Here is an 11,213-nt window from a genome sequence, read left to right as displayed (position 1 = left end):
GCATCAAGGGGTTTAGAAAGCTGGAGCTGGTCGTGAACAACGTCCGGTTCCAGGATGGGGAGCAGGTAACCGATCAGTCAGACAGGACTGCCGCCTGACTGCCATCCACCAGATTTGACTATAACTCGTCGCGACCTACCGAGCGCTGAAGGAACCCGCCTAATGCATTTCGATCTCGCCGATCTGCGCATCTTCGTCCATGTCGCCGAAGAGAACAGCCTGACGGCAGGCGCCCAGCGCGCGCATCTCTCGACGGCAGCGGTCAGCGGCCGCATCAAGTCACTCGAGGCGCAACTGGAAAGCCGGCTGTTCTATCGCAGCAGCCAGGGGGTCGAACTGACACCCGCCGGCGAGCGACTGCTGCAACATGCGCGCCTCATCCTGCGCCAGGTCGAGCGCGTCAAGAGCGAATTTTCCGGCTACGCCAGCGATGCCATCGGCCACCTGCGGATATTCGCCAACACGACGGCGGTCATCGAGTTCATGCCAGAGGTGCTCGCCGATTTCCTCGCGTCACGCCCCGGTATCACCGTGGACCTGCAGGAGCGTCTGACCAACGACATCATTCGCGGCGTTCTCGATGGCACCGCCGACATGGGCATTCTCGGCATCATGGTCGGCGTCGACGTGCCCTCCCGGCTGAAGACCCTGCCGTTCAGCCGGGACAGGCTGGTACTGGCGACCCCGCTCGATCATCCTTTGGCTGAGCGCGAGGAGATCACCTACGAAGACGCCCTGGACTATCCGCATGTCACTCTGCATGAGGGCAGTACCCTGTTTCATTATCTGGAAAGCAAGGCGCTGGAGTTCGGCAAGCCGCTGCCGGTCAGGATCCAGGTGTTCGGTTTCGAATCGGCGTGCCGCATGATCGAGGCTGGCGTCGGCGTCGGAATTCTCCCCGAATCCTGTGCCTTGCGTTATCGGGACCACATGCGACTGAGCGTGCGCCACTTGAGCGACGCCTGGGCTTATCGGGAACGCAGCGTGCTGATCCGCGAAGATCATGTTCTTCCAAGCTTCGGCCAGGAACTGCTGGATATCATCACGCAGTACCAGTCTTCCCGGCAGATTTCACCGGAGCAGCCGACACCCGTCTAGCTATGAAAAACGCCCCGCATTGCAAATGCGGGGCGTCGAAGGCACGAACCTTCCCTATGAACTCAACTCAGCCGCTGCATATAGTCCACGTAGCCGAAGGTCTTGACCGTGCGGACTTCCCGGCTCTCTTCGTCGATCCGGCAGATCGACGGCAGCCGGATGCCGTTGAACGTCGTGGTCTTGACCATGGTGTAGTGCGCCATGTCGGTGAAGACCAGGCGATCGCCAATCTCGAGCGGCGCATCGAATGCGTAGTCGCCGATCACGTCGCCGGCCAGGCAGGTCGTGCCGCCCAGGCGATAGGTGTATGCCTTCTCGCCAGGTTTGGCGGCGCCGATGATTTCGGGCCGATACGGCATCTCCAGCACGTCGGGCATGTGTGCCGTCGCCGAGGTGTCCAGAATCGCGATGGGGCCATCGTTCTCGACGATATCCAGCACGGTGCAGACGAGATAGCCGGTATTCAGCGCGATCGCTTCACCCGGCTCGAGGTAGACCTCCAGATGCGGGTAGCGCGACCGGAACTCGCGAATCACCCGTATCAGCCGCTCCACATCGTAGTCGGCACGCGTGATGTGGTGGCCGCCGCCGAAGTTTACCCAGCGAAGCCCGCCCAGATACTGCCCGAACCTGGTCTCGAACGCCGCCAGCGTCTCTTCCAGCGCATCGCTGTTCTGCTCGCACAGCGCGTGAAAATGCAGCCCCTCCAGCCCTGCGAGATCTTCCGGGGCCAGATCCGCCGCCCGCGTGCCCAGGCGCGAGCCCGCTGCACAGGGGTCGTAGAGCGCAACCTCACCGGTGGAATGCTCGGGATTGACGCGCAGCCCGCACGATACCTTGCGCGGGGCCGCTTTCACGGTTTCACGAAAATGACGCCACTGGCGCGGCGAATTGAAGCTGAGGTGATCGGCGTAGCGCAGCACCACGTCCATCTCCGGCGCGGTAAACGCCGGAGAATAGACATGCACCTCGCCGCCGAACGTCTCGGCGCCGAGGCGGGCCTCGTCCTGCCCGCTGGCGGTGGTCCCGACCAGATACTGGCTGACCAGCGGGAAGGTGTTCCACATGGCGAACCCCTTCAGCGCCAGCAGGATCTTGGCGCCACTGTCGGCCTGCACGCGGCCCAGCAGCTCCAGATTGCGACGCAACAGGGCGTCGTCGACCACGTAGGCCGGCGACGGGCTAGCGCTGATGTCGAAGGGATAGCCTTCGGCCTTGGAGGAAATATCAGTCATCGCGCGCTCAGGCCAGCGGGTCTTGATCGGGATCTAGCTCGACCATCTGCCACGGCAGCCCCATCTCGCCGATGCGCTCCATGAACGGGTTGGGGTCGAGCTGTTCGACATTGAACACGCCCTCGCCTTTCCAGATGCCTTGCAGCATCAGCATCGCCCCGGTCACCGCCGGCACGCCGGTAGTGTAGGAGATCGCCTGGGATTTGACTTCCTCGTAGCACTTCTCGTGATCGCAGATGTTGTAGATGTACACCTTACGACGCTTGCCATCCTTGATGCCGTCGAGGATGACACCGATGTTGGTCTTGCCCTTGGTGCGCGGGCCGAGCGAAGCCGGGTCCGGCAGCACCTTCTTGAGGAACTGCAGCGGCGAGATCTCGACGCCATCGACCTCGATCGGTTCGATGCTGGTCATGCCGACGTTCTCGAGCACCTTCAGATGCGTGATGTACTTCTCGGAGAAGGTCATCCAGAAGCGAATGCGTTCGAGTCCCTTGATGTTCTGGGACAGCGACTCGAGCTCTTCGTGATAAAGCAGGTAAAGATCCTTTTCGCCGATGCCGTCGAAGTCGAACTTGCGTTTTTCGGCCAGCGGCGCGGTCTCGACCCATTCGCCCTTCTCCCAGTAACGCCCGTTCGCGGTGATCTCGCGAATGTTGATTTCCGGGTTGAAGTTGGTCGCGAACGGATAGCCGTGATCGCCACCGTTGGCATCCAGAATGTCGATGCGATGGATCTCGTCGAACAGGTTCTTCTGGCCATAGGCGCAGTAGATGTTGGTCATGCCCGGATCGAAGCCGCAGCCCAGCGTGGCCATCGCGCCCGCCTTGGTATAGCGATCCTGGAACGCCCACTGCTCCTTGTACTCGAACTTGGCCTCGTCCGGGTGTTCGTAGTTGGCGGTATCCAGATACGGCACGCCGGTCTGCAGGCAGGCTTCCATGATGGTCAGGTCCTGATACGGCAGGGCCACATGGATCAGAATGTCCGGCTTGAACGACTCGATCAGCGCGACCAGGGCTTCGACGCTGTCGGCATCGACCTGGGCGGTCTGGATCGGACGCGGCAACTGCTCGGCGATCGCCTTGCACTTGGCTTCGTTGCGGCTGGCAAGACAGATCTCGCTGAACACCTCGGGATGCTGCGCGCACTTATGGGTCACGACACCACCGACGCCGCCGGCACCAACAATCAGGACTTTGCTCATGAATTCCTTCCAGATCGGGAAAAGTCAACAGTGATAAGGTCTTATCGGTAGTGGGCAACTCTTCAGCGCACCCCGACCCGATGCCACCCCGGTCTTGGTCCCCCGCCCGGTCCACGGGGACCGTCGAGAGGCCGCAGATAATGACCTCGTCAGAGACTGGCCTCAAGACTTTTTCGCGTCAAATGCCAGCGGATTTTAGCGGCGGTTGGTGACAACCGTATTGAGCGTTGTCTTCCGGGCAATGCCATGCCTTCAGACGCCTCTCAACCACGCGGCCCGAACAGTATGACGCCGGCGCCGACCAGACAGATCGTCGCACCGGCCACGTCCCATCGATCGGGCATGCGCTGCTCGACCACCCATAGCCACAATAGCGACGCGAGGATATAGACACCGCCATAGGCGGCATAAGCGCGACCGGCGTAGTCACTATCCACCAGGGTCAACAGCCAGGCGAACAGCATCAGGCTCATGACGCCGGGAACCATCCACAGAGGCGATCGATCCAGCCGCCACCATGCCCAGAAAGCGAAACAGCCGGCGATTTCTGCCACTGCCGCGGCGAGATAAATGAGAGGAGTCAACACAGCAAACGGCCCATGTGGTGATGAGCGAGACACTTTCCGGTCTCGCTAGCGAGACTGCAAGCCCTGCTGGCTGGGCGCCAGTGGCGGAAAATCTCGCGAGTCGTTGCCCGTTCAACCGATGAGCGCGAAGGACGGTCTCAAACGACGACCCCGGCCTGGAGCCGGGGTCGAAAGCCATCTGTCGGCAAACCGTTCGGGGCAGATCTCAACGCCGACCGAGAAGAATCCCCAGAAAGACGCCTACGCCGCCAGCAATCGCCAACGCGCTGATCGGGTTCTTGACGGTAGCTTCACGAACTTCGTCGAGCTTCTCGCCGTAATTGGCCTGCAACTTCCCTGCAGTCCGGCGCGCCTTGCCCTCGTGACGCAGGTCATCGTCTTCGGTGAAGCTGCCGACAGCTTCCTGAGCATGGCCCTTGAGTTCTTCGGTGCGTCCTTTCACTTGATCTTCGTACATCCCTGGCTCCTTGATCACGGTTATTGCAGCAGAGTCGTTCCGCTGATCCTTGAGCATAGTTGTCTTGCGGGATCTCGACAAAATTCGCCGGTCGACAATGGACCGCTCTCCGATCGCGCCATGTCGGCAAACCCGATCACGCTCCCATTGCAGACGCCAATGCCGAAAACGACCAGACATCGATGGACAACCCGTTTACGCTAGCCGCGATCACATTCGGAGACTCTCTCGACATGCCGTTATCATCGCTTGGTCGCCTGCTGCTGCTTTCCGCACTGTGGGGCGCCAGCTTTCTGTTCATGCGTATCGCAACGCCAGCGCTAGGCGCCTTTCCTACCGCCTTCTTTCGGGTGTTCCTCGGGACGCTGGGGCTGGTAATGATCCTGGCTCTCCTGCGCACGAGCTGGCGCTTCGACGGCAAGTTCAAGGCAACATTGGCGATCGGCATGATCAACTCCGGCATCCCGTTCGCCATGTTCTGCATCGCGGCGCAGTATCTACCCGCCGGCTATTCAGCGATGCTCAACGCCTCGACGCCGTTGATGGGCGTCGTCATCGGCGCCATCCATTTTCATGAACAGCTGACGCGAGACCGTCTGATCGGGGTTGCGGCGGGAATGCTTGGCGTCGGCGTACTGGTGGGCACCGGCCCGGTGGCGATCAGCGGCGGACTGCTGATCGGCGCTGCCGCCTGCCTGGTGGCGGCCAGCTGCTACGGACTCAGCGGGTTCCTGGTGAAAGGCTGGATCGCGCAGCGAGGCGGCCTCGACTCCCGCCTGATCGCCCTGGGATCGCAGCTTGGCGCCACGCTGCTGCTGGGCCCTTTCATGGCCGCGCAGCTATGGCTGGACGACAGCGCCCGCAGCTGGACCTCGGCCAACGTCTGGTGGGCCGTCGCGGCGCTGGGCCTTGCCTGCACCTCTTTCGCCTACCTGCTCTATTTCCGGCTCGTCGAAGAGCTGGGGCCGATCAAGCCGCTGACGGTCACCATGCTGGTGCCGATGTTCGGTGTACTGTGGGGAACGCTGTTCCTCGGCGAGCAGGTCGGCTGGGCCCATGCCGTCGGCGGGTTGCTCATCGGGTTCGCGCTCTGGCTGATACTGTTCAAGCGTCACCGGGGCCAGCCGGACTCGTCCGTGCCGAGCCTCAACCCTTCAGGGAACGATGCACGTAGAGATCGTAACGGCTCGTCTTCCCCTCGATGACATGGTGCGGCGGCGGCCCCTCGATGGGAGGTGCCTTGCGGGGGCGCTTGACCACCACGCGATGCGTGGCGACATCCAGCGCCGCTTCCAGCAAACGGGGGGCGTCGTCGTCATCTCCGGCCAGTTCGCGAAACAGCCGCATCTCCTTCTTGACCAGCGCCGATTTCTCCCGATGCGGGAACATCGGATCGAGATGCACGACCTGGGGGGCGTGCGGCCAGTCGCGCACCGCTTCCGCCAGTGCCGTTGCGCTATCGGCGTGCCGCAATGAAAGACGCCCGGCGATCTCGACGACTTCCTCGTCGGCCTCAGCCTGCGACAGGGCCGATTCCAGCAAGGCGTGAATCGCCGCGACCCGCTCGACCATCAACACCTCGGCTCCAAGGGAAGCCAGCACGAAAGCGTCCCGCCCAAGGCCGGCCGTGGCATCGACGATCCGGGGCACCACGCCCTTGCCGAAACCACAGGCCTTGGCGACGAGCTGGCCGCGACCGCCACCGAAGCGGCGGCGATGGGCGGCCGCACCGGAGACGAAATCCGCGCGTATCGGATGACCATAGCGCTTGGGATCGCCAGCGATTTCGAGGCCGTGCTCGGCTCGCTGCAGAACCAGCCCGCTCCCCGGCGCCGACGGTGCCCAGGGCAGCCCATAGCGTTCGGCCAGGTCGGTCAGCGACTCGCCAACCACGACCAACGGCGCGTTGCCGCTCACGTCGCCCATACGAACAACGCAATGCCGAGCAGTAGCCGGTAGATCACGAAAGGCATCATGCCGATCCTGTCCAGCGCGGCCAGGAACAGCTTGATGCAGAGCCAGGCGGCCACGAACGAGAAAGCGACACCGAGCAGAATCTCATGCCACTGGGTCGCGGTACCGGACTGTGCCAGTTCGAGCCCCTTGAGCGACCCGGCCGCCAGGATCAGCGGCATCGAAAGCAGGAACGAGAAGCGTGCCGCGGCCTGACGCGTGAAGCCGAGCATCAACGCGGCGGTCATGGTGATGCCGGAACGCGAGGTGCCGGGGATCAGCGCAATCGCCTGGGCCAGCCCGATCAGCAGCGCGGTCTTGAGCGTCATCTTCTCGATCGGCTGCACCCGACTGCCGCGCTTGTCGGCAATACCCAGCAGCATGCCGAAAACAATCGTCGTCGTGGCAATGACCAGCACCGAGCGCCCTGCGTTCTCGACCCAATCCTCGATCAGCAGACCGACGATCACCGCCGGAATCGTGCCGACGATGATCGCCCATCCCAGGCGACTCTCGGGCGTCTGCCCACGTCCGCCGAACTGGGTGGACCAGGCGTGGAGAATACGCCAGACCTCCTGGCGAAAGGCGAACAGCACGGCTCCCAGCGAGCCGATATGGACCGCGACATCGAAGGCCAGCCCCTGGTCGGACCAGCCGAACAGCTGAGACGGTAGAATGAGATGCGCGGAAGAAGAAATGGGCAGGAATTCCGTCAAGCCCTGGATGATGGCGAGTGCGGCCAGTTGAAAAACATCCATTTTCTTTCGATATCCTTGTACGAAGAGGCCACGCCAATGGGCCTCGAACTGTCACGCCTTTCGCCACGCGACCTCATCGCGTAGATAGACGGGGACGACCTCGTGAGGCGCGCTACCTCGCGCGCCACGCTCCCATGACGTGGCAGCCAGACGAACGAGATCTTCCGCCGCGGGTAGTTCGTCGGGAAGGGTTTGCGGCAATGCGGCCTGTACGTCGACAGGAATGCCGGACAAAAGTTGCCAGCCGCTGCCTATCCCCAGCCACTCGATGGCATGGTCGGCCTTGGGCAATCGCAGCTGCGAAGGCGGCATGACCCGCTCCTCGAGGGCGACGGTCAGGGCACCGTCGAGGCAGTGATAGGCACCTACGTAGATCTCGTCCATGCGGGCATCGAGCGCCGCGATCACATGGCGGGCGTGCCATTTACGATGCGCCGCCAGCGCCAGCGCCTCCAGGGTCGACACACCCATCAGCGGCAGATCGGCACCGTAGGCGAGTCCCTGAGCGACGCCGGCGGCAATCCGCAGGCCGGTGAACGAGCCCGGCCCCTGCCCATACGCGACCGCGTCGAGCTGGCCGAGCGACACACCCGCTTCCGCCAGCACCTCGTCGACCATCGGCAATAACAGGCGCGTATGCTCGCGCGGCGCGATTTCGAAACGCTGAACGATGAGCTGGTCCCGAATCAGCGCACAGGAACAGGCAGTAGATGAGGCGTCCAGCGCCAGCAACGTCGGCATCGGCTTCTCGGAGAATGGCAGCAAAAAGAAGTCAGCGAGTATATCGCCATCAGGACATCAAAACGATCGCTCCGCCATGAAGGCGGAGCGAATGACGGGCGACCACGGGTTCGTTCCGTCAGGATTCCAGTGCGGCAAGTACCTGGTCGCGAATCTCGTCGACGCTGCCGACGCCCGCGATGCGATGATAGGCCGGCGCGGCTTCGGCGTCCTTCGCCGCCCACTCCTGGTAATAGCCGATCAGCGGCTCGGTCTGATCGTGATAGACGGAGAGGCGATAGCGCACGGTCTTCTCGCTGTCGTCGTCGCGCTGGATCAGCGGTTCGCCGGTCACGTCATCCTTGCCCTCTTCCTGGGGCGGCTTGTAATCGACGTGATAGACACGCCCGGAGTCGGGGTGAACGCGACGCCCGGAGAGACGATTGACGATCTCCTCGTCGTCGACGGCGATTTCCACCACATGGTCGAGCTTGATGCCGGCATCCTTCATCGCATCCGCCTGCGGCAGGGTGCGCGGGAAACCGTCGAACAGAAAGCCGTTGGCACAGTCGGGCTGTGCAATGCGTTCCTTGACCAGCGCGATGATCAGATCGTCGGACACCAGGCCGCCGCTGTTCATCGTCTCCTTGACCTTGAGTCCCAGTTCGCTGCCTTCTTTCACCGCGGCGCGCAGCATGTCGCCGGTGGAAATCTGCGGGATGTGGAAATGCTCGCAGATGAACTGGGCTTGGGTACCCTTGCCAGCGCCGGGGGCGCCCAAGAGGATCAAACGCATTGATACAGCTCCTTAGAATGGTATCGATTTTCAGACCGGCCAGCGGCGTCGGAGGCGCAACGCAGACGACATCGTCAATGGCTCAAGACGATACCTGCCGATCGGTTGACGCACAAGACTCGCTTTGGGCTAGGGCCTGCCAGGCGCGGCAGCAAGTTCGACGGGACCTCACCATTTCGTCGTATTCGTCACCGATCTGCCATGCCACCTGCAAAAACGCCAACGGCCCCCGAAGGAGCCGTTGGCGTTCGATGGACCGCTCGCCGTATCAGACCAGCATACGACGAATATCGGACAGCACCTGCGCCAGGAAGGCGGTAAAGCGTGCCGCATCGGCACCGTTGACCGCCCGGTGGTCATAGGAGAGCGACAGCGGCAACATCAGACGCGGCGTGAACTCGCTACCGTTCCACACCGGCTTCATCGACGACTTGGAGACACCCAGAATCGCTACCTCCGGCGTGTTGACGATCGGCGTGAAGGCCGTGCCACCGATCGAGCCCAGGCTCGAGATGGTGAAGCTGGCACCGCTCATCTCCTCGCGAGACAGCTTCTTGTTCTGGGCCTTCTTCGCCAGCTCGACCGACTCCTTGGCCAGGTCGATCAGCGACTTCTTGTCGGCGTCGCGAATCACCGGCACCATCAATCCATCCGGCGTATCGACTGCCACGCCGATATGCACGTAATGCTTGATGATCAGCTTGTCGCCGTCCGGATGCAGGCTCGAGTTGAACTGCGGGAACTTGCGCAGCGCATAGGCACACGCCTTGATCATGAACGGCAGCGGCGTCAGCTTGGCACCCTGAGACTCCGCCTCGGCCTTCATCGACTTGCGGAAAGCTTCGAGCTCGGTGATGTCCGCTTCGTCGAACTGCGTGACGTGCGGCACGTTGAGCCAGCTGCGATGCAGGTTGTTGGCGCCTGCCTTCATCAGACGACTCATCGGCTTCTCTTCGATCTCGCCGAACTGGCTGAAATCGATCGCCGGCACCTGCGGAATGCCTGCGCCACCGGTGGTGGCCGCTGCTGGTGCTGCGCCGCCACCGCTCTTGCGCTGCTTCATCACCTGCTTGACGAAGCCGTCGACGTCATCCTTCAGGATGCGGCCCTTGGGACCGGAGCCTTTGACTTCGCTGAGCTCGACGCCCAGTTCGCGGGCCAGCTTGCGCACGGCCGGGCCGGCATGAACGCGCGCACCTTCGGTCTTGTCGTCACCATGCTTGTGACGGGCTTCCGGGCTCGGTTCACCGCTGACGTCCTTCTCCGGCTTGGCGCCGGACTGCTTGCCGGCATCGGATTTGGCCGGGGCCTGCTTCGACTCACCGCCCTTCCTGGCACCGCTTTCGGCCGGCTTCTTCGCCCCCGCCCCCGGAGCGCCGGCCGCCTCGATATAGCCGATCAGATCGCCTTCAGAGACGCTGTCGCCTTCCTTGACCGATACTTCGACGACCTTGCCCTTGTAGGGGCTCGGCACGTCCATGGAAGCCTTGTCGGACTCCAGCGTGATCAGGGTGTCTTCTTCGTTGATCTCGTCGCCTTCGCTGATCGCGACCTCGATGATCTCGACGCCTTCGCTACCACCGATGTCGGGGACGCGGATTACCTTGCGGCCACCTTCGTCACCGCCTTCCTCTTCGTCGCCCTGATCTTCGGCGTCCTGTTCCTCGGCACCGTCGCTGGGCTCGGCACTGTCGGATTCCTCTGCCGGAGCAGCTTCGTCGGCGTCGCCTTCATCGTCGCCTTCGCCGGCGATTTCCATGGTGCCGATCAGATCGCCCTCGGAGACGCTATCGCCCTCCTTGACCGACAGCGAAACGATCTTGCCGCTGTAGGGGCTCGGCACATCCATCGAGGCCTTGTCGGATTCCAACGTGATCAGGGTATCTTCTTCGCTGATCTCGTCGCCTTCGCCGACGGCGACTTCGATGATCTCGACGCCTTCGCTGCCACCGATGTCCGGCACCTTGATCTCGACGGTCCGCTTGCCACCACCGGAAGACTTTTTCGACTTTCCGTTCGGCTTTTCCGATTTCTCGGCTTCGCCGCTGGCGTCGGCTTCTTCGGCACTCTTGCCGGGAGACGCTTCTTCAGCGTCATCCTGGCCATCGTCGTCACCCTCGCCTTCCACTTCGAGCTCGAGGATGTCATCGCCTTCGGAGACGGTGTCGCCTTCCTTCACCAGAAGCTTGACGACCCTACCACCTTTCGGCGCGGGGACGTCCATGCTGGCCTTGTCGGATTCCAGCGTGATCATGGTGTCTTCGGCGGAGATGACATCGCCGACGCTCACCGCGATCTCGATGATTTCGACATCGTCGCTGCCGCCGATGTCGGGAACTTTGATGATTTCGCTACTCAAGGTCGCGCTCCTTTATCATCTGTCGACCTGCCCGGGGGCAGGT

At 62.6% G+C, this 11,213-nt stretch carries 11 protein-coding genes; 2 read left to right on the top strand and 9 right to left on the bottom strand.

The annotated features are described in order from the left end of the window. Positions 1-162: 162 nt before the first annotated feature. Positions 163-1,098 carry a LysR family transcriptional regulator gene (locus R3F72_RS15345; protein WP_087720062.1) on the top strand — a complete coding sequence of 312 codons (936 nt, stop codon included), beginning with the start codon at positions 163-165 and terminating at the stop codon, positions 1,096-1,098. 62 nt (positions 1,099-1,160) lie between these two features. On the opposite strand, the gene nspC is transcribed toward R3F72_RS15345, so the two are convergent. The 4 genes from nspC to R3F72_RS15325 form a co-directional block, all read right to left on the bottom strand. Next, positions 1,161-2,333: a carboxynorspermidine decarboxylase gene (nspC, locus tag R3F72_RS15340; RefSeq protein ID WP_087720061.1), complete on the bottom strand. Its 1,173-nt coding sequence runs from the start codon at positions 2,331-2,333 to the stop codon at positions 1,161-1,163. A 7-nt stretch (positions 2,334-2,340) separates the two neighbouring features. Next, entirely contained in the window at positions 2,341-3,540 is a 1,200-nt protein-coding gene (locus tag R3F72_RS15335; protein ID WP_332780088.1) for a saccharopine dehydrogenase family protein, read from the bottom strand. A gap of 263 nt (positions 3,541-3,803) precedes the next feature. After that, complete coding sequence (locus R3F72_RS15330; protein WP_332780087.1) at positions 3,804-4,127, bottom strand: YnfA family protein; 324 nt, start codon at positions 4,125-4,127, stop codon at positions 3,804-3,806. Between the two features lie 205 nt (positions 4,128-4,332). Further along, the gene (locus R3F72_RS15325) at positions 4,333-4,584 is read right to left on the bottom strand and encodes a CsbD family protein (protein ID WP_087720059.1); all 252 of its coding nucleotides are present in this window, start codon (positions 4,582-4,584) and stop codon (positions 4,333-4,335) included. Between the two features lie 233 nt (positions 4,585-4,817). Here R3F72_RS15325 and R3F72_RS15320 point away from each other — a divergent pair, with 233 nt between their 5' ends. Then, positions 4,818-5,789, top strand: coding sequence for a DMT family transporter (locus tag R3F72_RS15320; protein ID WP_332780086.1), 972 nt, complete (start codon positions 4,818-4,820; stop codon positions 5,787-5,789). On the opposite strand, the gene R3F72_RS15315 is transcribed toward R3F72_RS15320, so the two are convergent. From R3F72_RS15315 to aceF, 5 genes are all read right to left on the bottom strand, one after another. Then, positions 5,731-6,510, bottom strand: coding sequence for a class I SAM-dependent methyltransferase (locus tag R3F72_RS15315; RefSeq protein ID WP_332780085.1), 780 nt, complete (start codon positions 6,508-6,510; stop codon positions 5,731-5,733). The genes R3F72_RS15320 and R3F72_RS15315 overlap by 59 nt on opposite strands. Continuing rightward, positions 6,498-7,295 carry an undecaprenyl-diphosphate phosphatase gene (locus R3F72_RS15310; RefSeq protein WP_303855000.1) on the bottom strand — a complete coding sequence of 266 codons (798 nt, stop codon included), beginning with the start codon at positions 7,293-7,295 and terminating at the stop codon, positions 6,498-6,500. Before R3F72_RS15310 ends, R3F72_RS15315 begins: the two co-directional genes overlap by 13 nt. Before the next feature lie 51 nt (positions 7,296-7,346). After that, entirely contained in the window at positions 7,347-8,036 is a 690-nt protein-coding gene (tsaB, locus tag R3F72_RS15305; RefSeq protein ID WP_087720056.1) for a tRNA (adenosine(37)-N6)-threonylcarbamoyltransferase complex dimerization subunit type 1 TsaB, read from the bottom strand. 118 nt (positions 8,037-8,154) lie between these two features. Next, positions 8,155-8,811: an adenylate kinase gene (adk, locus tag R3F72_RS15300; protein WP_087720055.1), complete on the bottom strand. Its 657-nt coding sequence runs from the start codon at positions 8,809-8,811 to the stop codon at positions 8,155-8,157. 268 nt (positions 8,812-9,079) lie between these two features. After that, on the bottom strand, positions 9,080-11,170 hold the full coding sequence (aceF, locus tag R3F72_RS15295) for a dihydrolipoyllysine-residue acetyltransferase (protein ID WP_087720054.1): 2,091 nt from the start codon (positions 11,168-11,170) through the stop codon (positions 9,080-9,082). Positions 11,171-11,213: the final 43 nt, after the last annotated feature.

It is taken from the genome of Salinicola sp. 4072, from assembly GCF_036663415.1.
In the GTDB taxonomy this organism is placed as follows: Bacteria; Pseudomonadota; Gammaproteobacteria; order Pseudomonadales; family Halomonadaceae; genus Salinicola; species Salinicola salarius_A.
The sequence above is the reverse complement of the archived record's forward strand: the minus strand, read 5'-3'. Positions and strand labels throughout refer to the sequence as shown.

Coding starts and splice junctions, on each gene's coding strand:
- R3F72_RS15345 (WP_087720062.1), top strand. CDS start 163: ATGCATTTCGATCTCGCCGATCTGCGCATCTTCGTCCATGTCGCCGAA.
- nspC (WP_087720061.1), bottom strand. CDS start 2,333: ATGACTGATATTTCCTCCAAGGCCGAAGGCTATCCCTTCGACATCAGC.
- R3F72_RS15335 (WP_332780088.1), bottom strand. CDS start 3,540: ATGAGCAAAGTCCTGATTGTTGGTGCCGGCGGCGTCGGTGGTGTCGTG.
- R3F72_RS15325 (WP_087720059.1), bottom strand. CDS start 4,584: ATGTACGAAGATCAAGTGAAAGGACGCACCGAAGAACTCAAGGGCCAT.
- R3F72_RS15320 (WP_332780086.1), top strand. CDS start 4,818: ATGCCGTTATCATCGCTTGGTCGCCTGCTGCTGCTTTCCGCACTGTGG.
- R3F72_RS15315 (WP_332780085.1), bottom strand. CDS start 6,510: ATGGGCGACGTGAGCGGCAACGCGCCGTTGGTCGTGGTTGGCGAGTCG.
- R3F72_RS15310 (WP_303855000.1), bottom strand. CDS start 7,295: ATGGATGTTTTTCAACTGGCCGCACTCGCCATCATCCAGGGCTTGACG.
- tsaB (WP_087720056.1), bottom strand. CDS start 8,036: ATGCCGACGTTGCTGGCGCTGGACGCCTCATCTACTGCCTGTTCCTGT.
- adk (WP_087720055.1), bottom strand. CDS start 8,811: ATGCGTTTGATCCTCTTGGGCGCCCCCGGCGCTGGCAAGGGTACCCAA.